The following is a 22,030-nucleotide window of genomic DNA, read 5'->3' on the forward strand; positions in this document are numbered from 1 at the left end:
AGTACCGCGCCGCCACCACCGCCGATCGGGCGTGCGCGCGATAGGCGTCAGGCGAACGCGTACCCTTGGGCATCATGAGTGCCCCGTCCACGACGCCGCGTGCCGCCGCGACCAACTCTCGCGACGACTCCAGCTCGGCGCGTCTGACGCCGCGCCGCGACCTGGAGCCGTCGGTCTGGCCCCAGCTCGAGCCGCTGCTGCCCCAGGTCTCCAAGCCCATCCAGTACGTCGGGGGCGAGCTGGGCGCGGTAACGAAGGACTGGGATGCGGCGACCGTGCGCTGGGCGCTGATGTATCCCGACGCGTACGAGGTGGGCCTGCCCAACCAGGGTGTGCAGATCCTCTACGAGGTGCTCAACGAGCTGCCCGACACCCTCGCCGAGCGGACGTACGCGGTCTGGCCGGACCTGGAGACGCTGATGCGCACGCACGGCGTGCCGCAGTTCACCGTCGACGCGCACCGGGCGGTGCGCGGGTTCGACGTGTTCGGCATCTCCTTCTCCACCGAGCTGGGTTACACCAACATGCTCACCGCGATCGACCTGGCCGGCATCCCGATGCTGGCCGCCGACCGCACCGACGCCGACCCGGTGATCGTGGCCGGCGGGCACGCCGCGTTCAACCCGGAGCCGATCGCCGACTTCATCGACGCCGCGGTGCTCGGTGACGGCGAGGAGGCGGTTCTGGAGATCACCGCGATCGTCCGGGAGTGGAAGGCCGAGGGCTCACCTGGCGGCCGCGACGAGCTGCTGCTGCGGCTGGCCCGCACCGAGAGCGTCTACGTGCCGCGCTTCTACGACGTCGACTACCTGCCGGACGGCCGGATCCAGCGGGTCGTGCCGAACCGGGCCGACGTGCCGTTCCGGGTGCACAAGCGCACGACGATGGACCTGGACGCCTGGCCGTACCCGAAGAAGCCCCTCGTTCCGCTGGCCGAGACGGTGCACGAGCGGTACGCGGTGGAGATCTTCCGGGGCTGCACCCGGGGTTGCCGGTTCTGCCAGGCCGGCATGATCACCCGGCCGGTGCGGGAGCGGTCGATCACCACGGTCGGCCAGATGGTCCGCGAGGGTCTGGAGTTCTCCGGCTTCTCCGAGGTCGGCCTGCTGTCGCTCTCCTCGGCGGACCACTCCGAGATCGGTGACATGTGCTCGGGCCTCGCGCAGCAGTACGAGGGCACGAACGTCTCACTGTCGCTGCCGTCGACCCGGGTGGACGCCTTCAACATCGACCTCGCGCAGGAGCTGTCCAAGAACGGGCGGCGTACCGGCCTGACCTTCGCCCCGGAGGGCGGGTCGGAGCGGATCCGCAAGGTCATCAACAAGATGGTGTCGAAGGAAGACCTGATCCGTACGGTCGTCACCGCGTACACCAACGGCTGGCGGCAGGTGAAGCTCTACTTCATGTGCGGCCTGCCCACCGAGACCGACGAGGACGTCCTCGAGATCGCCGAGATGGCCCACGAGGTGATCCGGGCCGGCCGAGCGGCGACCGGCTCCAAGGACATCCGCTGCACGGTCTCCATCGGCGGGTTCGTGCCGAAGCCGCACACCCCGTTCCAGTGGGCCTCGATGGACCGTCCGGAGGTCATCGACCACCGGCTCAAGATCCTCAAGCAGGCCATCAACGCGGACCGTTCGCTGGGTCGGGCCATCGGCTACCGCTACCACGACGGCGAGCCGTCGCTCATCGAAGGGCTGCTGTCCCGGGGAGACCGTCGGGTCGGCTCGGTGATCCGCAAGGTCTGGGAGAACGGCGGCCGTTTCGACGGGTGGAGCGAGCACTTCTCGTACCAGCGTTGGGTGGACGCGGCGGCCGAGACGCTGCCCGCGTTCGGGGTGGACCTCGACTGGTTCACCACCCGTCAGCGCGACGAGCTGGAGGTCCTGCCCTGGGACCACCTCGACTCGGGCCTGGACAAGGACTGGCTCTGGCAGGACTGGCAGGACTCGGTCAGCGGGTTCGAGCAGGACGACTGCCGCTGGACGCCCTGCTTCGACTGCGGCGTCTGCCCATCGATGGACACCGAGATCCAGATCGGCCCCACCGGCAAGAAGCTGCTGCCGCTCACCCCGCTCGGCGGCAACGGCATGAAGGTCCCGTCCGGCCACTCGCACCCCTGACCGGGTCACCCGCACCGACCTCCCCCGAGATTGGCCGCCATCTGTACCACGTGGTGGTGGCTGGGGCTGCCCCGACTAGGTCAGACTCGATACGCTGCGTCTGACATGGACCGACCCGGCGGGTCGGGGACGGGGGAGGAAGCGCATGGGTAGCATCCCGCCGCCGAGCATCGGCGATCTGCAGGTCAGTGTCGAGGACCTGGACGCCGCCGCGGCGTACGTCGAGCGGCTGAAGCAGTACGTCGACGACACGATCAGCTATGAGATGGAACGCATCAAGGAGCGGATGAAGGGCGACAGCAACAACGCCCAGACCGTTCCGAACGGCACCCCCTTCGGCGCCTACGAGGACGCCCGCATGCAGTGGGCGGCCCTGACCACCTCCACGGGCAACATGGAGGCCCATCTCACGACGCTCTCCCAGAAGCTCGCCGCGCTCAAGGAGGGCACCGAGGAGATCGCCAAGGCGTTCCGCGACACCGAGGCGCGTAACGCCGCCAACGGCAAGGAGATCGAGCGGCTGCTGGAGTCGGCGGCGCCGCCGCCCACCGCAAGCGGCGCACCCACCTACCCGTACACGGCCTGAGGGGGACGTCATGGCTGGAGGAACCTGGGAGCGGTGCGTCCGCGAGGTGACGCTCTCCGCCGACCCGGACACGGTCGGATCGGTCGGGGCTGGCTGGAGCAACCTCTCCAGCGGTCTGCAACAACTGCGGGACGCGCTCGTCGGTCGATCGTTCGTCGGCCCGATCGCGACGGGTCAGGAACGCCCGCACGTCGGCGGCCTGCCCGGGATGCTCGCCGGTTGGAAGGGCAGCGGGGGCGACGCGTACCGCGAGCACCTGGGCAAGATCGGCAAGCAGATCGAGGATCTGATCACCGACGCGACGAACGTCAGTGGCGCGATGACGCGCATCGAGGGCGACATCCGTAAGACGGTCTCCACGATCCCGATCCCGCTGATGGACGACTTCGGGTTCAACGAGTGGAGCCTGCCCAACGGCACCGAGCTCGACGACGCCCGTGACGGCGAGAGCTCGTCGGGGTTCCTCGCCGCCCTGCGAAAGGACTACCAGAGCAACCCCGGGTCGTACGCCGACGGCGCGTTCCGCGACAAGGCCGACGACCTGGAGGCGACCATGAAGGTCGACGGCCAGGCCGGCGACCAGAAGCGGGGCGGCTGGTGGGACACCGGAGCCCACCTGGACAACTGGTACCGGGACAATCAGAACGCGGCGAACACCGCGATGGCGCCGCTGCCCCAGGCGGTCTACACGGAGCGTCCCAAGCTGACAGTGGTCCCGCCGACAGGCATCGGTGATCCTCCGGGCCCGCGTGACGACGAGAACGACATCACGCGTGACACCAGGGTTCCGCCAACCGGGCGACCCGACATCAGCGGCGGCGAGTTCGGTGGGAAGTCCGACATCGGTGGTGGTGGCCCCACGATCGGCAGCCGGCCGCCGGGCATCGGCGACCCGGGCGGCCCGACGTCCACAGTCGACCCGTTCTCCCCGACCAAGCCCGGTGGGATCGGCGATGGCTCGCCCCCCGGCGGCACCGGTCAGCTCACGCCTCCGCCGACCGGCTCCGGCTACCCGGGCAGCGACGCCGACTACACAAGTGGTCTGGCCGGCGCCAGCCCGAGCAGCGTCGGTGGCCTGGGTGGCGGCATCGGCGGCGGTGGTGGAGTCGGCAGCGCCGGCCTCGGTGGCGCCGGCGGCGGGTTCGGTGGCGGCGGTGCCGGCGTCGGCTCGGCCGGCGGGATCGGTGCCGGCGGCGGCCTGGGAGCGGGCGGCGTCGGTGTGGGCGGCATCCCCGGCATGGTGGGCGGCGGCAACGGAAAGCTGCCGCCGATGACGAGCGCCGCGAACGCGCTGCGTACCGCCGCTGCCGCTGGCCCCGGCGGGGCCGGGATGGCGGGTGGCGCGCGTGGTGCCGGTGTCGGCGGTGCCGGAATGATGGGCGGCGGCATGATGGGCGGCGCGGGCGGCGCCGGGCACGGCGGTGGCACCGGCTCCGAGCACTCGTCGTGGTTGACTGAGGACGACGATCCGTGGGGCCCCGGTGACGGTGCGTCCCCGGGTGTCCTTCGATGAGGATGGACGGATGAGGGTGAACGTCGGAAGCCTCCGGTCGGTCGCCGCCTGCCTGCTGGTGGGGTTCCTGGTGGTGGGGGTCGCCCAACCGGCGGCCGCCGCGCCCCGGCGGGCCGAGCAGTGGTATCTGGACGAGCTGCGGATCGACCAGGTGCACAAGGTCTCGACCGGGCGGGGCGTGGTCGTGGCCGTGCTCGACAGTGGCGTCGAGGCCAGCCATCCGGACCTGCGGGGTCAGGTGCTTGCCGGTGCCCGCAGCTACGGTGCCGCCGGGGACGGTCGGGCCGACGAGGACGGGCACGGCACGCACATCGCCGGCATCATCGCGGCGAAGGCCAGTGGCGACGGCGTGGACGGCATCGCTCCCGGCGCGAAGATCCTGCCCATCAAGTTGCGCAAGGGCACCGGAAGCAACAGCGAGGCCGCGGTCGCCCTCGGCATCCGGATGGCCGTCGACGGCGGCGCCAAGGTGATCAACATGTCCTTCGGTGGCCCGGGCATGGCCAGCCCGCAAGAGGCGAGCGCGATCAAGTACGCGCTGGACCATGACGTGGTCGTGGTCGGCTCCGCCGGCAACACCGCCAACGGCAGAAAGACAGTGAGCAGCCCGGCGAATACCCCGGGCGTCATCGCGGTGACCGGGACGACCAAGGGTGGCAAGTTCTGGTCCGGCTCGGTCCGGGGGCCGGAGGCGGTGGTCGCCGCTCCGGGCGACAGCGTCTACAACATCACCAACGAGGCGGGCTACGGCTGGGGCGACGGGACCTCCGATTCCAGCGCGATCGTCTCCGGCCTGGCCGCGCTGATCCGGGCGAAATACCCCGACCTCAGCGCTCCGAGCGTGATCAACCGGATCATCCGGACCGCGCGGGATGCCGGCCCGTCCGGGCGAGATCCGCAGTACGGCTTCGGGGTGATCGACCCGATGAAGGCGCTGACCGCGAACGTGCCGCCGGTCACCAGCAACCCGCTGCTCGGCCCGGCCGCCGCGACCGATCCGGACCCGGCCAGCACCGGCGGCCCGGCCCGTACCGGGGGTGCGGACGAGGAGTTCGACGTCACCCAGCACGGCGACCGTGGTGGTCCCACCGACCAGCAGGTCATGGTGGTGGGCATCGGCATCGCCGTGGTGCTGGTGTTGTTGCTGGGGCTCGCGGTGTTCCTCGTCTGGAACCGCCGTCGGTACCGGCGGGAGGCAGCTCAGGCCGCCAACATCCCGGACGAGGTGCTCGACCGCGTGGCGGCCAGCGCGTACCCGTCCGCCGACACGGACTACGCCCCGCCGGCGGGCTACCCGCCGCCACCCGGTCACGGCCCGCCGTCCGGCTACGGTCCTCCATCCGGTTATGGTCCGCCGTCTGGTTACGGCCCGCCGGGCGGTCCGCCGCCTGCGCCGCCGAGGGAGCGGTAACCGGGCTCTGATCGTGGTGGCCGGCCGGTAACCCTTCGGGTCGCCGGCCGGCCATCAGGCTTTTCGGCGGGCCGTCCCGCCCCGCATGACCGTTTCATGCCGGTCTGCCGTGGCAATTCGAGCGCCCCGGCTGCGTACCGTCACGAGCCCTGCGCCAGGATGGGTGAACACGCAGGTACACCCGAGGAGCCCACGATCGCCAGAAAGCCTCAACCCGAGGGCGGCCAGGCACCGGTCGTCCAGCGCGTCCGCATCCGGTACGCCAAGCGCGGACCGCTGCGATTCACCTCGCACCGGGACTTCGCCCGGGCGTTCGAGCGCGCGCTACGCCGGGCCGCTGTGCCGGTCGCCTTCTCCCAGGGTTTCCACCCGCACCCGAAGATCTCCTACGCCAGCGCCGCGCCCACCGGGGTGGCGAGCGAGGCGGAGTACCTGGAGATCGCCCTACAGGCTCCGGTCGACCCGGTGGCGCTGCGGGCCGCGTTGGACGCCGCGCTCTCGCCTGGGCTGGACGTGCTGGACGCGGTAATCGCCGAGGGGGGCAACCTGCCGGACCGGATCCAGGCGTCGCACTGGCACATCGAGTTGCCCGAGGTCGACACCGAGGTGCTGCGCGCCGCGGTGGACGCCTTCGTCGCGGCCCAGGAGGTGCTGGTCGAACGGATGACCAAGCAGGGCCGACGCACCTTCGACGCCCGCGCGGCCGTGATGTCGATCGATGTCCAGTCGCCTACGCCGACGCCTTCCGGGGCGCCGGCCGTACCGTGTGCGATACTCGAACTGGTCGTGCGGCAGGTCACCCCGTCCGTACGGCCCGATGACGTCCTTTCCGGCCTCCGCGTGGTGGCCGACCTGGAGCCGCCGGTTTCGCCGAGGGTGACCCGGCTGGCTCAGGGCACGCTGACCGCGCAGGGTGCGATCGTGGATCCGTTGGATGCGGACCGCGACGGGGCAGCCATCGTTGGGCACTGACCGACGGTCCGTGCTCTGGCAGGCAGACTTCGGCGGTCGCGCACCACGCGTGCCCGGCGGAAACACTTTTGCGGCGACCCTGCGTGGCAGCGCTCACCCGCGCCCGGGGTAGCCAGAACTGGAGAACGTCCATGCTCGAGAACGAGCCCGAGGGCGGCGAACGGACCGGTTCACAGCCGGCCGGTGAAATTGCCGACCAGAGCAGCACGGCCGACGGCGCCGCCGTCGAGTCTCCCACCACCGCGGTCGGTTCGGCCCCGGTGGAACCGGCCGGCGCGCAGAGCGCTGCCGGTGAGGCCGCCGAGCCGGCCGCGCCGGTGCGGCGCGCCCGGGCGACCCGGCGTCGGGCCGCCCCGCTCAACCAGCCGGAGCAGGTCGATGCCCCGGTCGAGGCGTCCACGGGTGGGGCCGGCAACGTCGAGTCACCGCAGGCGGAGGTCTTCGCGCCGGTCTCGGGCGACCTGGAGGTCGCCCCGAAGACCCCTCGGCGCCGCCGCAAGGCCACCCCCGTCGAGACGACCGCCGAGGAGCCGCTGGTCGCCGCCTCCGCGGAGGCGGCCTCGGCCGAGGTGGTTCCTCCGGTCAAGGTGACCCGCACCCGGCGCAAGAAGGCCACTCCGGCTGCCGTCGAGGAGCCGCCCGCCACCGAGCAGCCGGTCGCCGTCGACGAGGTGCCCGCCGTCGAGGAGCCGGCCGCCGTCGACGAGCAGCCAGCCGTCGACGAGCCGGTCGTCGAGGAGCCGGTCGTCGCCGAGGAGCCGGCGGAGTCCGACCTGCGCGAGGCCGAGGCCGAGTTGAACGACTCGGAAGCCCTCCCCAGCGTGTCCGCGGCCGAGTTGGCCTGGACCAGCGGCGCGCAGGAGCGTTCCGGGGAGGTGCCACCCGGCGTCGCTGTTCCGGGTGTGCCGGCTGAGCCGAGCGAGTCGGCCGAGGTCGAGCCGGCGCAGCCGCGTACCCGTCGTCGGAGGGCCGCGCTCTCGGCGCCCACCGTGCTGTTCATGGCACCCCAGCCGGACGCCGTGCCGGTGACCCGACCGGTGGAGCCCGCCGTGGCCGCCGAGGAGCCGGCCGTCGAGGAGGCGCCCGAGCCGTCCCGCCGCCGTCGGCGTGGTCGCCGCGACGTCGAGCCGGTGGAGCCCGTTGAGGCGATCGAGGCTGAAGAGGAGCCGACCGAGGAGGCCGACGAGGCCACCGAGGCGGACGAGGACGACGAGGACAGCGCCGCCGCGCGCCGCCGCCGCCGGCGTGGTCGCCGGGGCCGTGGCCGGGGCAAGGGCGGTGCCGACGACGCCGACGACGAGGATTCCGAGGAGGCGGCGCAGGCCGACGAGGAAGAGACCGCCGAGACCGAGGCCGAGGGCGACGAGGACGAGGAGTCCGAGGGCGGGGATGGCCTGACCCGTCGCCGTCGTCGCCGCCGTCGTCGTGGGGCCAGTGACACCGAGGGCGCGACGGACGACGGCGTGCCGACCGTGGTGAAGATCCGCGAGCCGCGCCGGACCGTCGACGAGGTGCAGGGGGTGTCCGGCTCGACCCGGCTGGAGGCCAAGCGCCAGCGTCGCCGGGACGGCCGGGAGCAGCGTCGTACCCGCCCACCGATCCTCAGTGAGTCGGAGTTCCTGGCGCGCCGGGAGGCCGTCGACCGGGTGATGGCGGTCCGCCAGCGCGGTGACCGCACCCAGATCGCCGTCCTCGAGGACGGCGTGCTCGTCGAGCACTACGTCACCCGCAACTCCTCCGGGACGATGGCCGGCAACGTGTACCTGGGCAAGGTGCAGAACGTGCTGCCGAGCATGGAGGCCGCGTTCGTCGACGTCGGTCGGGGCCGCAACGCGGTGCTGTACGCCGGTGAGGTCAACTGGGACACCTCCGGGCTGGAGGGGCGGGCCCGCTCGATCGAGCAGGCGCTGCGCTCCGGCGACTCGGTGCTGGTCCAGGTCACCAAGGACCCGATCGGGCACAAGGGCGCGCGGCTGACCAGCCACATCGCGCTCTCCGGCCGGCACCTGGTCTACGTGCCCAACGGCAACGCCTCCGGGATCAGCCGCAAACTGCCGGACAACGAGCGCAAGCGGCTGCGGGACGTGCTCAAGAAGCTGGTCCCGGACGGCGCGGGCGTGATCGTCCGGACGGCCGCCGAGGGTGCCACCGAGGACGAGCTGGCCCGCGACGTCAAGCGGCTCCAGGCGCAGTGGGAGGACATCCAGGCGAAGGCCGCCGAGGGTGGCGCTCCGGTGCTGCTCTACGGGGAGCCCGACCTGGTCATCCGGGTGGTCCGGGACCTCTTCAACGAGGACTTCCGCGAGCTGGTGATCGAGGGCGAGCAGTCGTACGACATGGTCGAGTCGTACCTGTCGCACGTCTCCCCGGACCTCGTCGACCGGGTGCGCCGGCACGTCGGCACGAGCGACGTCTTCGCCGAGTACCGGATCGACGAGCAGATCATCAAGGGCCTGGACCGGAAGGTCTTCCTGCCCTCCGGCGGCTCGCTGGTGATCGACCGCACCGAGGCGATGACTGTCGTCGACGTCAACACCGGCAAGTACACCGGCTCCGGGGGCAACCTGGAGGAGACCGTCACCCGCAACAACCTGGAGGCGGCGGAGGAGATCGTCCGTCAGCTCCGGTTGCGTGACATCGGCGGCATCGTGGTGATCGACTTCATCGACATGGTGTTGGAGTCGAACCGCGAGCTGGTGCTGCGCCGGCTCACCGAGTGCCTGGGCCGGGACCGCACCAAGCACCAGGTCACCGAGATCACCTCACTCGGCCTGGTGCAGATGACCCGTAAGCGGATCGGCGCCGGCCTGCTGGAGGCGTTCAGCGAGACCTGCGAGTGCTGCAAGGGCCGGGGTGTGGTCGTGCACACCGAGCCGGTCCCGGAGAAGCAGCGCCCCGCTGGTGCGGGTGAGAAGGTCAAGGCGGTCGCCTCGGCGGTGGCTCCCGCTCCGGCGGCCGAGCAGGGGGCCACGTCGTCCCGGCGCCGGGCACGCAAGAGCGCCCCGGCCGAGCGGACCGTGGTCGAGGTCGTCGACACCGACTCCACCCCCGAACCGGACGCCGACTACCAGGACACCATGGGCTACGACCTGTCCCGCTACGAGACGGACACCGCTGCCGCGCCGGCGGTCGCCGACGCGCAGCAGGGTGAGTCGGCTCGGCTGGCGGCGGCGGACGACCCGGACGCGCTCGCTGACGGTGAGGGCGACGAGGAGACCACCGAGGGCGGCGGCGGCCGTCGCCGGTCGCGTCGCGGTGGCGCCCGTCGGCGGACCCGCCCCTGAGCGCCTGACCGGCCACGTGTTTGACGAGGTCCCTCTCCCGGCAAAGTGACGGGGGAGGGACCTCGTCGTGGTGGCCACCCGGCCCACGATCGGCCGTCCAGGTCAGGAGAAGAAGATGCGCCGTCTGCTCGCCGTCACCGCGCTGCTCACCCTGCTCACCGGCGCAGCCGGCTGCGCCACCGGCGGTCCCGCCGGTGCGACCGCCGGTACCCCTTCGGGTCCGACCGGCAGCCCGGCAAGCGGTGGTGTGGCGGGTGGCAACGCCGTCCAGGTCTGCACCGCCGCGCAGGAGGCCAGCACCACTGCCGTCCGGACGTACGTGGCGGCGCTGGGCCAGATGCTCGCGTCGGTGGGCGCCGGGGACAGCCGTACGGCCGAAGCCGCCCGGGGGCGGGCCGAGGCGGCGCTTGCCGACTGGCGGACCGCGCTGCGGGAGCAGTCCGGTCGGACCGACGATCCGCAGCTCAAGACGTTGCTCACCGACCTCGGGACGGAAGTCTCCGCGCTCGGTGCCGACGTCGAGTCGATCGACGAGACCGAACTCGACCGGCTCCAGCAGCGCCTCGACCAGGTCTGCGCGCGCTGACCAGGGCGGGCCGGTTTGGGGTCCGGGCCGGCAATGGCGTACTCTTGCCTGCGGCCCACCTTTGGTGTGCCGAGTTCCCGTGTGCCCGCGCCGCCGTGCACTACTACCCGGCGAGCCGCCGCGGGAACGCCCGCCAGCAGCCTCAACGACAGGGAGTCCGCCTCCGATGTACGCGATCGTCAAGACCGGCGGCAAGCAGTACAAGGTCGCCGAGGGCGACGTGATCGAGGTCGAGAAGCTCACCGGTGCCCCCGGTGACGCGGTGAAGCTCACCGCGGTGCTCCTCGTCGACGGTGACGACCTGGTGACCGACGCGGCGAAGCTTGCCGAGGTCGCGGTGTCCGGCGAGATCGCCGCGCACACCAAGGGCCCGAAGATCCGGATCCACAAGTTCAAGAACAAGACTGGCTACCACAAGCGCCAGGGTCACCGTCAGCCGTTGACCCAGGTCAAGGTGACCGGCATCTCCAGCGGGAAGTAGGTCGTCCTCCAATGGCTCACAAAAAGGGTGCGTCCAGCTCGCGTAACGGTCGTGACTCCGCGGCCCAGCGACTCGGCGTGAAGCGCTTCGGTGGTCAGGTCGTCAGCGCCGGTGAGATCATCATCCGGCAGCGTGGCACCAAGTTCCACCCCGGTGACCTGGTCGGCCGTGGCGGCGACGACACGCTGTTCGCGCTGTCCGCCGGTGCGGTCCTGTTCGGCACCAAGCGCGGTCGCAAGACCGTCAGCATCGTTCCGCAGCAGTAGCTCTCGGGCTAAGCGGGCCGCGGACCTCCGGGTCCCGGCCCGCTTAGCTTTTTTCGAAGTGCGGGGTCGGACCTCGCTGGAAGGATTGACGCCGTGGCAACGTTCGTTGACCGGGTCGTTCTGCATCTGCAGTCCGGCGATGGTGGGCACGGCTGTGTCTCGATCCACCGTGAGAAGTTCAAGCCGTTCGGCGGCCCGGACGGCGGCAACGGCGGGCACGGCGGCAGCGTGTCCCTGGTGGTCGACCCGCAGGTGACCACGCTGCTCGACTTCCACTTCCACCCGCACGTGAAGGCCGACAGCGGCAAGGGCGGCGCCGGCTCGAACCGGGACGGGGCCAACGGCCACAACCTGGTGCTCAAGGTGCCCAACGGCACCGTGGTGCAGACCAGCGACGGCACCGTGCTGGCCGACATGGTCGGCGCCGGCACCACCTTCGAGGTCGCCCGCGGCGGGCGCGGCGGTCGGGGCAACGCCTCGCTGGCCAACGCCAAGCGCAAGGCTCCCGGTTTCGCCGAGTTGGGGGAGCCCGGCGACCAGCTCGACATCGTGCTGGAGCTGAAGAGCGTCGCCGATGTGGGCCTGGTCGGCTTCCCGTCCGCAGGCAAGTCGTCGCTGATCTCGGTGATCTCCGCTGCGAAGCCGAAGATCGCCGACTACCCGTTCACCACCCTGGTGCCCAACCTCGGCGTGGTCCGGGTGGACAACCACACCTTCACCGTCGCGGACGTCCCGGGCCTGATCCCCGGCGCGGCCACCGGTAAGGGGCTGGGCCTGGAGTTCCTCCGGCACATCGAGCGCTGCGCGGTGCTGGTGCACGTCATCGACTCGGCGACCCTGGAGCCCGGCCGCGACCCGGTGGCCGACATCGACGCCATCGAGGCCGAGCTGAGCCAGTACGGCGGTCTGGCCGACCGGCCGAGGCTCGTCGCCGTCAACAAGGTCGACGTGCCGGACGGCCGGGACCTCGCCGAGATCGTGCGCCCCGACCTGGAGGAGCGCGGTTACCGGGTGTTCGAGGTTTCCGCGGCCACCCGGGAGGGGCTCAAGGAGCTGACCTACGCGATGGCCGAGCTGGTCGAGGCGGAGCGTAACGCCGCGCCGCCCGCCGAGCCGACCCGGATCGTGATCCGCCCGATGGCCGTGGACGACGCCGGGTTCACCATCACGGCCGAGGACGATGGCTCGTTCACCGTTCGCGGTGCCCGTCCGGAGCGGTGGGTCAAGCAGACCAACTTCGACAACGACGAGGCGGTCGGCTACCTCGCTGACCGGCTGGCCCGGCTCGGGGTGGAGGACAAGCTGGCCAAGGCCGGAGCGCAGCCCGGTGACCTGGTCCGGATCGGCGCCCGGGAGTTCGACTGGCAGCCGACACTCTTCGCCGGTGTGGAGTTCGTACCCGGCAACCGGGGCACCGACGTCCGCCTGGAGGAGCAGTCGAACCGGGCCTCCGCGGCAGACCGACTCGCCGCCCGCAAGGCTCGTCGGGTGCGGTCCGAGGACGAGGTGGGCGCGGACGCGTCCGACGACATCGACGAGGACGACGCCGAGTAGTTCGTTGCGCTCCGTGACGGGGTTGATTTCCGGAAACCTCCGCGCAATCCGCGCGTCCTAGCATCGGGTGATGCTCATCGAGTCCCGGCCTGCCATCGATCCGGAGATCGCCGCCATGCTCACGGCGCAGCAGCGTGAGCTGCGCGAGGCCGACGGTGGGTTGGACGGGCAGGTCTTCGTCCCCCACGACGACGTGCGCTACCTGGCGGTCGTGGTCAACGGTCGGGCGGTCGCCTGCGGTGGGTTCCAGGCGCTCGACGCCGAGACCGGCGAGGTCAAGCGGATGTACGTCCGGCCCGCGTTCCGGGGGCGGGGGATCGGCCGTCAGTTGCTCGCCGCGCTTGAGGAGTGCGCTTTCCGGCAGGGACACTCGGTGGTCTGCCTGGAGACCGGCACCTACCTGCCGGCTGCGATCGCCCTGTACACCTCGTGCGGCTATCAGCAGATCCCGGTGTACGGGGAGTACGTGGGCAACCCGTACAGCGTCTGTTTCGCCAAGCGGCTGCCGGTCGCGGCCTGACGGTCGGCGGCGCGACCGGGTCGCCGCCCGGTCAGGCGCCGGTCAGTGCCGGCTGGCGGGGTTGTCCAGGCGTCCGCCGGTGCCTGCCTGGTTCGACAGCAGCAACCCGAGCGCGAGCATCCCGAAGCCGAGCGCGAGGTGCAGCCAGTTGTCGGCGTCGTTGACCGGCAGGATGTTCGCCCCGCCCTCCGGGTTGATGGCCTCGATCGCCAGGCCGTACAGCCAGAGCGCGAGGTAGATCGCACCGCCGGCGGCCAGGAACACGCGGGCGCCGGCGACGCTGCGGGCCAGCAGCAGGCCCACCAGCCCGAAGAGCAGGTGCACCACGTTGTGCAGGATCGACACCTGGAACAGCCCGAGCAGGCGGGCGTCCGAGTGGTGCCCGGCGAAGCGCAGCTCACCGTAGTCGGTGGTGATGCCGGGAATGAAGCCGAGGACGCCGATCAGCAGGAAGACCCCGGCCACGGCGAGTGCGGCCAACTGGACCCGGGGTCGGGGGCGGGCCACTCGGCCGCCCCGTGCGTCTCGTGCCATCCGCTGCCCCCTCCGTGGATCTGCCGGCCTTCGCGAACCTCACTGTCCGCAGCGGCGACGTGACGCAGCCCGACGATCCTCCATTTTGAAGTCCATTCGGTGGGCCGCGCAGATAAATGCACGAAGAGGTATGGAAGCCAAAACGCAGGGTAGGTCAATGGTCAGCGGCGGCGGAAACGCGACCGCATCCCCCCAGCACAACCGCGACGACTTTCCGAGCGGAAGGGAAGCCATGACTTACGATCTTTCACCCACGTCTTCCACGTACGGGCAGGAGTCGGCAAACGGCGGCGGCGTTCGCGACCAGGCCCGCCAGGTCGGTTCCGAGGCCGCCCACGCCGGTGGCGCGGTCGCCCAGACGGCCAAGGAGCAGGGCACCGAGGTAGGCCGGGAGGCCGCCCGGCAGGCCCGCAACCTGTACGGCGAGGCCCGCAGCCAGCTCGCCAGCCAGACCGGTGAGCAGCAGCGACGAGCCGCGGGTGGGCTGCGTTCGCTTGCCGACGAGATGCGCTCGATGGCCGAGCAGGGGGGTCAGGCCGGCCCGGTGACCGAGCTGGCCCGCCAGGCCGCCGACCGGGTGCAGGGCGTGGCCGGTTGGCTCGAGCAGCGCGAGCCCGGCGACCTCGTCACCGAGGTACGCGACTACGCGCGGCGTAACCCGGGCACCTTCCTGGTGGGCGCGGCGGTCCTCGGTGTGCTTGCCGGTCGGCTGACCCGGGGCATCTCGGCCGCCGGTGACGACTCCGGCAACGGTTCCTCGGGTTACCGGGGCGCGGGGGCGTACGACCCGGAGCAGACCGCGGTGATTCCGACGCCGCCGCCGGCGCCCCGCGCGGTGCCGGACGCCGTCCCGCCTGGCGGTTACCTCGACCCGACCCCCGGTACGCACACCCCGCCGACGTCCGGTGGCTACCCGGCCCAGACGCCCGGCACCTACGCCGACCCGGAGCCCGGCACCTACGCCGAGCCCACCCGGGGTGACTACCCGGAGCACTCCGGCACCGGTCAGCCGCTGCCGCCGGTGACCCAGACCGACCCGCTGCCGGGCGTGCCGTCCAGCGGCAGCCCGCGTCCGTGAGCCGCCGAGTCATCCGAAGGGAGGCGACGGCATGAGCATGCCGACGCAGGGGTCCGGACTGGACTCCGGTTACCACCCCGACGGGGGCGCCCCGCACACCGCGGCGGAGGTCAAGGGCAGCTCGCTCGGTGACCTGATGCGTCAGGTCACCACCGACCTGTCGACGCTCATGCGTCAGGAGGTCGAGCTGGCCAAGGCGGAGATCCGCCAGGAGGGCAGGAAGGCGGGCAAGGCCGCGGGCCTCTTCGGCGGTGCCGGTTTCGGCGGCTACATGGTGGCGCTCTTCGTGTCGATCGCCGTGTGGCAGCTCCTGGACAACGTCATGGATTCCGGCCTGGCCGCGCTGATCGTGGCCGTGCTCTGGGCCGCGGTCGCCGCGGTCCTCTACTCGATGGCCAAGAAGAACGCCCAGAACGTACGCGGGCTCAAGCAGACGAACGACAGCGTGCAGCGGATCCCCGACGCGCTCAAGCCGCACCCGGAGGGAGTCACCCGATGAGCACCGATCCCGACCAGATCCGCCGGGAGATCGAAGCTACCCGCAACAGTCTCAGCTCCGACGTGGATGCGCTGGCGTACAAGGTAAGCCCCAGCCGCATCGTCGACGACCGCAAGCAGCGGGCCCGCTCCGCTCTGCAGAATGTGAGGGACAAGGTCATGGGAACCGCGTCCGACCTCGGTCACGGCACCGGCCAGGCCGCCCACTCGGTGGGTGACCGCGCCTCGTCGGCGGCCTCAAGCGTCAGCGACGCCGCGCACTCGGCGGCGACCACCGTCAGCGACGCGGCGCACAGCGCCCCGCGGGTGATCCGGCAGAAGTCCCAGGGCAACCCTCTCGCCGCCGGCCTGATCGCGTTCGGGGTCGGCTGGCTGGCCTCGTCGCTGATCCCGGCGTCCCGCCGCGAGCAGGAGGCCGCCGCGCAGGTGAAGGCGAAGGTCAGTGAGCACAGCGGGGCGGTGAAGGAGAAGCTGAGCGAGGTGGCCAGCGAGTTGCGTGAGCCGGCCCAGCAGGCCGCCGAGTCGGTGAGGTCCACCGCCCAGGACGCCGTGCACGCGGTCAAGGACGACACGAAGTCCGCCGCCCACCACGTCAAGGACCACGCCACCTCCTGACCACGCCACCCCGAACCACAACGCGACAGCTCGCGGCCACCCGCAAGGTGCCCGCGAGCTGTCACGCTCCCACCCCCGTACCCCGCGATCTTGCAGTTAGGGTTGCGGGTTTGTCGTTTTCTGGGGGTTATGTCCGCACAGGAAGTGCAAGATCGCGCGGGTCTGGGGGGTGGGGGTGGCGGCGTGGCGGATTCGGGTGTCGCCGTAGCGGACGCCGCCGAACAGGGCGCGTCGGGCGACCGCCAGCCAGCCGCACACCCCGCGTTCGAGCAGCCACAGCGGGGCCGCCAGGGCCGTGGTCGGCGGGAACACGAGGCGTCCGTTGGCGCGGCGGCGACCCGTCTCGGCCACTGCGACGACGCCGGCCACCGCGCCGAGCAGCAGCCCACCTCGACGCGACGCGACCGCCGCCGCCAGCGCCGGCAGCACCGCGAGCGCGGTCAGCAGGCGGGCCGGCTGCGCCAGGTCGTCGTACGCCTGGCGGACCCGTTGACCGCGGAAGTGCGCGGCGTCCGGCGGCAGCCGGCGGACGTACAGCCAGGCCGGAGTGGCCTCGGTGCCACCGTGGGCGCGTACGGTTCGGATCAGCTCCAGGTTCTCGAAGAGCACATCCGGGTCGTACCCACCCATGGCGAGGAAGGTGCTGCGCCGCACGGCGAGAGTGCCCGGGTAGTCCGCCCCGAGCGCCCGGTTGAGCAGCGTGCGGCCGGTGTCCCACCAGGCGTGCCAGGGCAACGGGTCGAAGTAGTTCTGGGGTCGTACCAGATCGGCCCGGCCCAGCAGCCGGTGCACCGCGGTCAGCGCGGCCTCGTCGTACCTGACGTCGTCGTCGGCGATCACCACCTGCTCGTGGACCGCCGCGCGCACCCCGGTGCGTACCCCGATCACCTTGCCGTTGAGCCCACGCACGCCCGGGTCCGGTGGGACGTGCCGGACCAGCCCTCGCCACGCCTCGGCGTGCCGCGCGTAGCGGTCAGCCGGTGAGCCGTCGACCACGAGCACGTCGACCCGGTCGCCGAGCCAGCGCAGGTAGTCGGTCAACTGGGCCAGCCCCACGTCGGTGTGCCAGCGCAGCGGCAGCACGTACGTCATCGGTAGGCGGGTTGGCGCGGCGGCGGTCCGCCGTGCCCCCTCGGCACCTCGGCCATGCACGGTCGTCGCCCCGGTCACGAGGTGCCGCGGACGTTGGTGAGGGTCAGGCCCAGCGGCGGCAGCGCGGGCATCCGGTGCAGGTCCAGCGCCAGGTTCTGGACGGGAACGTCGTAGCGCATGGCGGCGGTCAGGTTGGTGACGGCCCGCTTCATCAGGTCGATGGTGATCCACTCACCGGCGCAGCGGTGCCCGGCCCAGTGGTCGCCGCCGCCCTGCGGCACCAGCGCGAAGGGGTCCACCCGGTGGCCGGCGAACCGCTCGGGACGGAACAGCTCCGGCTCGGGCCAGAGCGTCGGGTGGTGGTTGGTGCCGTAGAGGTCGAGCAGCACCCGCCGGCCTCTCGGGAAGTGGTGGCCCTGCCAGTCGAAGGACCGACGGACCCGGGCCGCCGCCATCGGAAAGAACGGGTAGTAGCGGCGTACCTCCTGGACGAAGTGCTCGGTGGCCTCGTCGTCGTCGCGGACCCGATCCCGCCAGCCCGGATGGTCGTGCAGGGCGAGGGCGGCGAAGGCGATGTACTGGTCGACGGCGACCACCGGGCGCAGTACGTTGAGCAGCTCCACCGCCGCGACCCGCCGGGGGAGGAGGTCGCCGCGCCCGTCCCGGTGTTCCGCGATCACGGCCAACGCGCTTCCCGCCGGCGCCGGGGTGAGACCGACCCGGGTCCGTTCGACGAGGTCGGCGAGCCAGCGTTCGGCGCGGTACCGGGCGAGTCGTCCCCGCCAGTGCCGGGGGCCGACCACCGCCGGGGCCTCGATCATGGCGTGCAGCTCGACGGCGCGACGCTCGACCTGCGACGCGGGCAGCGGCACCCCGGCCCAGGCGCAGACCACCCGGGTCAGCAACCGACCCAGCTCGGCGTAGAGCGACACCGGGCCGGCACCCTCCCAGGCGCTGGTCCGGGTACGCCACTCGTCGTCGAAGAGCTGGCCGAGCTGTCGGATCGCGGCCGGTGTCATGATCGACATGAACATGGCCTTGCGGTCGGCGTGCTCCGGCCCGTCCAGCCCCTGCACCCCACCCCGACCGGTCAGGGTCCGCTGCACCCGCAGCGGCATCGCGGTGGCGCGTTGGAAGCGGTCGTTGTCGTAGAACAGCTCCGCCGCCGGCCGGCCGCGCAGGCAGATGGTCGGGGCGAGCAGGATCCGGGTCCGGAAGATGTCGCTGCCGTACCGCTCGCAGCGCTCGCCGATGAACCGGTAACCGGCGCGGAGCAGCGCGAGCGTGCTGTCCGGGCTGCGGTCGGCCGGCATGGTCGCCATCGGGTCTCCTCACGCGCGGGGCGGTGGTCGCCGCCGGCCCGCTGCGTCTACCCCGGTGGTCGTCGCTGAATCCCCCGCGTCGGCGGTGTGCCGGCTGGCCCCTCCCAGGGGCGGCGGAACCTGGTTTGCTGCTTGTGGGTCGACCACGGGGAGGGCGGATGCGCGACAACAGATCGCCGCACTGGCGGCAGCGGCGAGCGGCCGAGGCACTGGGCGGGGGCCGCGACGGGCGGTCCCTGATCGGGCCGCCCCGGCGGCCCACCCGTCCGCACCGTTTCTTCACCGTGCACCTGGGCTTCACCGCGCCCGGCGCGGCCGAGGCGCGCGAGCTGGCCGTGGCGTACGCGGAGGCGCTGAGCCTGCTCCGCTCGGAGGTGGCGCTCGGGGCGGCCGCGCTGTCCCCGGCGGACGCCTGGCAGCGGGCCGAGCGGCTGTTCTGCGGCGCGGTCGGCCCGGACGGCGAGCGCTGCGTCGACGTGCACGACCATCCCGGCTTCCACCACGCCCCGGGCCCCGGCGGCCTCGGTTGGGGCGACGGCGATGGTTGACCGGCAGCCCCGCCCGAGGGCGCTTCGGTCAGCCCGCCGACGTGGCCGTGCCGGTGTCCCGACCACGGGCACCGGCACGGCGATCCCACACCGACGGCTCGGCGAGTCAGTCCAGGTCGAACTCGCCGTCCTGCGCGCCGGCCACGAAGGCGTCCCATTCGGCCTGGGTGAAGACCAGCACCGGTCCGTCCGGCTCGGCCGAGTTACGCATCCCGATCAGGTCGTCGACGAAGGCGACCTCGACGGCGCTGTCGGAGGTGTCCCCCTCGGCCCGCTGCCAGACCGCCCGAGAGAGATCGAAGTCGCCCTTGGGGTGTTGCGTCATGGTTCTTTCCTCCAGTGCCGAGGGTCGAGGTGGTGGCCGGGTGCCGAATCCCCATCGGGCAGGATAAGCGGATGCCGAGCCTGACCCGTGTAGAGGCGACCGCGCGTGGCGCGGCGATTACTGTCGAGTCCTATCAGGTGGACCTCGACCTGACCGGTGACGGCGACGTGTTCCGCTCCCGTGTCGAGATCCGCTTCCGGGCCACCGCCGGGGCCTCGACCTTCGCCGAGGTCAAGCCCGCGGCACTTCTCGGTGTACGCCTCAACGACCGCGACCTCGATCCCGGCCTGCTCACCGACAACCGGCTGCCGCTCGACGATCTGGCCGCCGAGAACACGCTCGTCGTCGAGGCCGAGATGGCGTACTCCCGGACGGGGGAGGGGATGCACCGCTTCGTCGACCCGGCCGACGGCGAGACCTACCTCTACGCCATGTCCTTCCTCGACAACGCGCAGCGCATCTTCGCCGCCTTCGACCAGCCCGACCTCAAGGCTCCGTTCACCCTCTCGGTCACCGCGCCGCCGCAGTGGATCGTCGCCGGCAACGCCGAGCCGACCGCCAACCCGGCCCCCGGGCGCTGGGAGTTCGCCCCGAGCGCACCGCTTGCCACGTACCTCTTCTCGCTGATCGCCGGCCCGTACCACGTACGGCGGGCCGAGCACGACGGCGTGCCGCTGGGCATCTACTGCCGCCGGTCGCTCGCCGAGCACCTCGACGCCGACGCCGACGAGATCTTCACCGTCACCCGGCAGTGCCTCGACCAGTTCCATCAGCTCTTCACCGAGCGCTACCCGTTCGGCAAGTACGACCAGGCGTTCGTGCCGGAGTTCAACGCCGGGGCGATGGAGAACCCAGGCATCGTCACCTTCCGGGACGACTACGTGTTCCGTTCGGCGGTCACCGACACCGAGCGCGAGCAGCGGGCCACCACCATCGCCCACGAGATGGCGCACATGTGGTTCGGTGACCTGGTCACCATGCGCTGGTGGGACGACCTGTGGCTGAACGAGTCCTTCGCGGAGTACCTGGGCACCCGGGTCACCGCCGAGGCGACCCGCTTCGACCAGGCCTGGACCACGTTCGCGATGCGCCGTAAGGCCTGGGGCTACGCCGCCGACCAGCGCCCCTCCACCCACCCGGTCGCTCCGCCGGAGGTGGCCGACGCCGACGAGGGCCTGCTCAACTTCGACGGCATCTCGTACGCCAAGGGCGCCAGCGTGCTGCGGCAGCTGGTCGCGTGGCTCGGTGACGACGCGTTCCTCGCCGGCCTGAACGCGCACTTCGCCGCACACCGCTTCGGCAATGCCACCCTCGCCGACCTGCTGGCCAGCCTAGCCGCCAGCAGCGGCCGGGACCTGTCCGACTGGGCGGAGCTGTGGTTGCGCCAACCGCAGGTCAACACGCTGCGTGCCGAGGTCACCGTGGACGCTCGGGGCCGCTACACCGAGGTGGCAGTGGTGCAGACCGCGCCCGAGTCGTACCCGGTGTTGCGCCCACACCGGGTCGGCGTGGGCCGTTACTCGACTGACGGCACCGGGCAGCGTGACGAGGTGGACATCGACCCGGTCGCCGACGGGGGGCGGACGGTGCTCGCTGCGCTGACCGGGGAGCCGGCGGCCCGGCTGCTGCTGCTCAACGACGGTGACCTCACGTTCGCCAAGGTGCGACTCGACCCGGCATCGGCGGACGCCGTCCCGCACCTGCTGCCCAATCTGGCCGATCCGCTGGCCCGGGCGGTGCTCTGGCGTGAGGCACTGGACGCGACGACCGACGGCGAGCGGCCGGTCACCGGTCTCGTCGAGCTGATGGTCGCCGCGCTGCCCAGCGAGACCGAGGTGATCATCGCGGAGGACGTGCTGACGCTCAGCCGGTCCCTGGTCGACCGCTACCTCGACCCGCTCTCCCGATCCGCCGCGCTGGCCCGGGTCGCGGGGGCGTGTCGGCGGCTGCTCGACGGCGCGCCGGCCGGGGAGTCGTTGCAGCTCGCCGCCGCGCGGGCCTGGATCGTCTCGACCACCGACGCGGATCTGCTCGTCGGCTGGCTCGCCGGCCGCGACGTGCCGACCGGGCTGAAGGTCGACGCTGAGCTGCGCTGGGCGGCGCTGCGCCGACTGGTGGTGCTCGGCGCCGCGGGCGAGGCCGAGATCGCCATCGAGGCGGCCGCCGACAACAGCTCCACGGGCGCGGAACGGGCCGCCCAGTGCCGGGCAGCCCTACCCGACCCGGCGGCGAAGCGGGCGGCCTGGGAGATCATCGTGCGGGACACCGAGCTGTCCAACCGGCTGCTGGAGGCGACCGCCGAGGGGTTCTGGCAACCCGAACAAACCGACCTGACCGCCGCGTACGTCGATCGGTACTTCGCCGAGATGCCGGCCGCCGCGCAGCGGCGTACCCCCTGGACTGCCGACCGGGTGGCGGCCCTGGCGTACCCCCGCTACGCCGTGGCGCAGCCCACCCGGGAGGCGGCCGCAGCGCTGCTGGCCCGCGACGACCTGACCCCTGGCCTGCGCCGGGTGGTGACCGACGCCGACGACGACCTGCGTCGCGCGCTTGTCGCCCGGACGGCGGTGGCCGCCGCCTCGGCCTGAACACCTACCGGCGTGGGGGGGGGGGGGGGCGCCCCCCCCCCCCCCCCCCCCCCCCCCCCCCGGGCCCCCCCCCCCGCCCCCCCCCCCCCCCCCCGCCGGCCCCGGGGGGAAACCGGGGTAACGGGGAAACACAA

The 22,030-nt window shown here is 72.1% G+C and carries 20 protein-coding genes; 16 read left to right on the forward strand and 4 right to left on the reverse strand.

Features of this window, described 5'->3' with window-relative positions; genetic code table 11:
* The first annotated feature begins 74 nt into the window (after positions 1-74).
* The 11 genes from AB0C15_RS29985 (at position 75) to AB0C15_RS30035 (ending at position 13,296) form a co-directional block, all read left to right on the forward strand.
* A complete protein-coding gene (locus tag AB0C15_RS29985) occupies positions 75-2,123 on the forward strand; it encodes a TIGR03960 family B12-binding radical SAM protein (protein ID WP_357357614.1) in 2,049 nt (682 codons plus the stop codon).
* A gap of 145 nt (positions 2,124-2,268) precedes the next feature.
* On the forward strand, positions 2,269-2,709 hold the full coding sequence (locus AB0C15_RS29990) for a hypothetical protein (protein ID WP_357357616.1): 441 nt from the start codon (positions 2,269-2,271) through the stop codon (positions 2,707-2,709).
* Positions 2,710-2,719: 10 nt separating this feature from the next.
* Positions 2,720-4,222 (forward strand): hypothetical protein, encoded by a 1,503-nt coding sequence (locus AB0C15_RS29995; protein ID WP_357357618.1) that lies wholly within the window; start codon positions 2,720-2,722, stop codon positions 4,220-4,222.
* Between the two features lie 10 nt (positions 4,223-4,232).
* Positions 4,233-5,633, forward strand: a complete 1,401-nt coding sequence (gene mycP, locus AB0C15_RS30000; RefSeq protein WP_357357620.1) for a type VII secretion-associated serine protease mycosin — start codon at positions 4,233-4,235, stop codon at positions 5,631-5,633.
* Positions 5,634-5,792: 159 nt separating this feature from the next.
* Positions 5,793-6,605, forward strand: coding sequence for a TIGR03936 family radical SAM-associated protein (locus AB0C15_RS30005; protein ID WP_357357623.1), 813 nt, complete (start codon positions 5,793-5,795; stop codon positions 6,603-6,605).
* A gap of 131 nt (positions 6,606-6,736) precedes the next feature.
* On the forward strand, positions 6,737-9,889 hold the full coding sequence (locus tag AB0C15_RS30010) for an Rne/Rng family ribonuclease (protein WP_357357625.1): 3,153 nt from the start codon (positions 6,737-6,739) through the stop codon (positions 9,887-9,889).
* A gap of 67 nt (positions 9,890-9,956) precedes the next feature.
* A complete protein-coding gene (locus tag AB0C15_RS30015; protein WP_357357627.1) occupies positions 9,957-10,475 on the forward strand; it encodes a hypothetical protein in 519 nt (172 codons plus the stop codon).
* 166 nt (positions 10,476-10,641) lie between these two features.
* Positions 10,642-10,956, forward strand: a complete 315-nt coding sequence (gene rplU / locus AB0C15_RS30020) for a 50S ribosomal protein L21 (protein WP_007464063.1) — start codon at positions 10,642-10,644, stop codon at positions 10,954-10,956.
* A gap of 11 nt (positions 10,957-10,967) precedes the next feature.
* Positions 10,968-11,222, forward strand: a complete 255-nt coding sequence (gene rpmA, locus AB0C15_RS30025; protein WP_007464062.1) for a 50S ribosomal protein L27 — start codon at positions 10,968-10,970, stop codon at positions 11,220-11,222.
* Between the two features lie 93 nt (positions 11,223-11,315).
* The gene (obgE, locus tag AB0C15_RS30030; protein WP_357357629.1) at positions 11,316-12,776 is read left to right on the forward strand and encodes a GTPase ObgE; all 1,461 of its coding nucleotides are present in this window, start codon (positions 11,316-11,318) and stop codon (positions 12,774-12,776) included.
* Positions 12,777-12,846: 70 nt separating this feature from the next.
* Positions 12,847-13,296, forward strand: a complete 450-nt coding sequence (locus AB0C15_RS30035; protein WP_357357631.1) for a GNAT family N-acetyltransferase — start codon at positions 12,847-12,849, stop codon at positions 13,294-13,296.
* A 42-nt stretch (positions 13,297-13,338) separates the two neighbouring features.
* On the opposite strand, the gene AB0C15_RS30040 is transcribed toward AB0C15_RS30035, so the two are convergent.
* Positions 13,339-13,830, reverse strand: coding sequence for a DUF4383 domain-containing protein (locus AB0C15_RS30040; protein ID WP_357357633.1), 492 nt, complete (start codon positions 13,828-13,830; stop codon positions 13,339-13,341).
* 232 nt (positions 13,831-14,062) lie between these two features.
* Between AB0C15_RS30040 and AB0C15_RS30045 the strand changes: the two genes are divergently transcribed.
* From AB0C15_RS30045 to AB0C15_RS30055, 3 genes are read left to right on the forward strand one after another with little or no spacing between them, the layout of a single operon-like run.
* On the forward strand, positions 14,063-14,908 hold the full coding sequence (locus tag AB0C15_RS30045; protein ID WP_357357635.1) for a hypothetical protein: 846 nt from the start codon (positions 14,063-14,065) through the stop codon (positions 14,906-14,908).
* A 31-nt stretch (positions 14,909-14,939) separates the two neighbouring features.
* Entirely contained in the window at positions 14,940-15,407 is a 468-nt protein-coding gene (locus AB0C15_RS30050) for a phage holin family protein (RefSeq protein ID WP_357357637.1), read from the forward strand.
* On the forward strand, positions 15,404-16,021 hold the full coding sequence (locus AB0C15_RS30055; RefSeq protein ID WP_357357640.1) for a DUF3618 domain-containing protein: 618 nt from the start codon (positions 15,404-15,406) through the stop codon (positions 16,019-16,021). Before AB0C15_RS30050 ends, AB0C15_RS30055 begins: the two co-directional genes overlap by 4 nt.
* A gap of 96 nt (positions 16,022-16,117) precedes the next feature.
* On the opposite strand, the gene AB0C15_RS30060 is transcribed toward AB0C15_RS30055, so the two are convergent.
* Together AB0C15_RS30060 and AB0C15_RS30065 are read right to left on the reverse strand one after the other, a co-directional pair.
* Entirely contained in the window at positions 16,118-17,113 is a 996-nt protein-coding gene (locus AB0C15_RS30060) for a glycosyltransferase family 2 protein (RefSeq protein ID WP_357357642.1), read from the reverse strand.
* Between the two features lie 74 nt (positions 17,114-17,187).
* Positions 17,188-18,435, reverse strand: coding sequence for a cytochrome P450 (locus AB0C15_RS30065; RefSeq protein WP_357357645.1), 1,248 nt, complete (start codon positions 18,433-18,435; stop codon positions 17,188-17,190).
* A 158-nt stretch (positions 18,436-18,593) separates the two neighbouring features.
* Between AB0C15_RS30065 and AB0C15_RS30070 the strand changes: the two genes are divergently transcribed.
* The gene (locus tag AB0C15_RS30070; protein WP_357357647.1) at positions 18,594-18,983 is read left to right on the forward strand and encodes a hypothetical protein; all 390 of its coding nucleotides are present in this window, start codon (positions 18,594-18,596) and stop codon (positions 18,981-18,983) included.
* 106 nt (positions 18,984-19,089) lie between these two features.
* Here AB0C15_RS30070 and AB0C15_RS30075 read toward each other — a convergent pair whose 3' ends face one another.
* On the reverse strand, positions 19,090-19,308 hold the full coding sequence (locus AB0C15_RS30075) for a DUF397 domain-containing protein (RefSeq protein ID WP_357357649.1): 219 nt from the start codon (positions 19,306-19,308) through the stop codon (positions 19,090-19,092).
* A gap of 71 nt (positions 19,309-19,379) precedes the next feature.
* On the opposite strand from AB0C15_RS30075, the gene pepN reads away from it, so the two are divergent.
* A complete protein-coding gene (pepN, locus tag AB0C15_RS30080) occupies positions 19,380-21,896 on the forward strand; it encodes an aminopeptidase N (RefSeq protein ID WP_357357651.1) in 2,517 nt (838 codons plus the stop codon).
* The last annotated feature ends 134 nt before the right edge of the window (positions 21,897-22,030 follow it).

Source organism: Micromonospora sp. NPDC048835, from assembly GCF_040649995.1.
GTDB lineage: Bacteria > Actinomycetota > Actinomycetes > Mycobacteriales > Micromonosporaceae > Micromonospora.

What these genes read in the sequence shown, in the direction of transcription:
- AB0C15_RS29985 (WP_357357614.1), top strand. Translation starts at nt 75, where the DNA reads ATGAGTGCCCCGTCCACGACGCCGCGTGCCGCCGCGACCAACTCTCGC.
- AB0C15_RS29990 (WP_357357616.1), top strand. Translation starts at nt 2,269, where the DNA reads ATGGGTAGCATCCCGCCGCCGAGCATCGGCGATCTGCAGGTCAGTGTC.
- AB0C15_RS29995 (WP_357357618.1), top strand. Translation starts at nt 2,720, where the DNA reads ATGGCTGGAGGAACCTGGGAGCGGTGCGTCCGCGAGGTGACGCTCTCC.
- mycP (WP_357357620.1), top strand. Translation starts at nt 4,233, where the DNA reads ATGAGGGTGAACGTCGGAAGCCTCCGGTCGGTCGCCGCCTGCCTGCTG.
- AB0C15_RS30005 (WP_357357623.1), top strand. Translation starts at nt 5,793, where the DNA reads ATGGGTGAACACGCAGGTACACCCGAGGAGCCCACGATCGCCAGAAAG.
- AB0C15_RS30010 (WP_357357625.1), top strand. Translation starts at nt 6,737, where the DNA reads ATGCTCGAGAACGAGCCCGAGGGCGGCGAACGGACCGGTTCACAGCCG.
- rplU (WP_007464063.1), top strand. Translation starts at nt 10,642, where the DNA reads ATGTACGCGATCGTCAAGACCGGCGGCAAGCAGTACAAGGTCGCCGAG.
- rpmA (WP_007464062.1), top strand. Translation starts at nt 10,968, where the DNA reads ATGGCTCACAAAAAGGGTGCGTCCAGCTCGCGTAACGGTCGTGACTCC.
- AB0C15_RS30035 (WP_357357631.1), top strand. Translation starts at nt 12,847, where the DNA reads ATGCTCATCGAGTCCCGGCCTGCCATCGATCCGGAGATCGCCGCCATG.
- AB0C15_RS30040 (WP_357357633.1), bottom strand. Translation starts at nt 13,830, where the DNA reads ATGGCACGAGACGCACGGGGCGGCCGAGTGGCCCGCCCCCGACCCCGG.
- AB0C15_RS30045 (WP_357357635.1), top strand. Translation starts at nt 14,063, where the DNA reads ATGACTTACGATCTTTCACCCACGTCTTCCACGTACGGGCAGGAGTCG.
- AB0C15_RS30050 (WP_357357637.1), top strand. Translation starts at nt 14,940, where the DNA reads ATGAGCATGCCGACGCAGGGGTCCGGACTGGACTCCGGTTACCACCCC.
- AB0C15_RS30055 (WP_357357640.1), top strand. Translation starts at nt 15,404, where the DNA reads ATGAGCACCGATCCCGACCAGATCCGCCGGGAGATCGAAGCTACCCGC.
- AB0C15_RS30060 (WP_357357642.1), bottom strand. Translation starts at nt 17,113, where the DNA reads ATGACGTACGTGCTGCCGCTGCGCTGGCACACCGACGTGGGGCTGGCC.
- AB0C15_RS30065 (WP_357357645.1), bottom strand. Translation starts at nt 18,435, where the DNA reads ATGGCGACCATGCCGGCCGACCGCAGCCCGGACAGCACGCTCGCGCTG.
- AB0C15_RS30070 (WP_357357647.1), top strand. Translation starts at nt 18,594, where the DNA reads ATGCGCGACAACAGATCGCCGCACTGGCGGCAGCGGCGAGCGGCCGAG.
- AB0C15_RS30075 (WP_357357649.1), bottom strand. Translation starts at nt 19,308, where the DNA reads ATGACGCAACACCCCAAGGGCGACTTCGATCTCTCTCGGGCGGTCTGG.
- pepN (WP_357357651.1), top strand. Translation starts at nt 19,380, where the DNA reads ATGCCGAGCCTGACCCGTGTAGAGGCGACCGCGCGTGGCGCGGCGATT.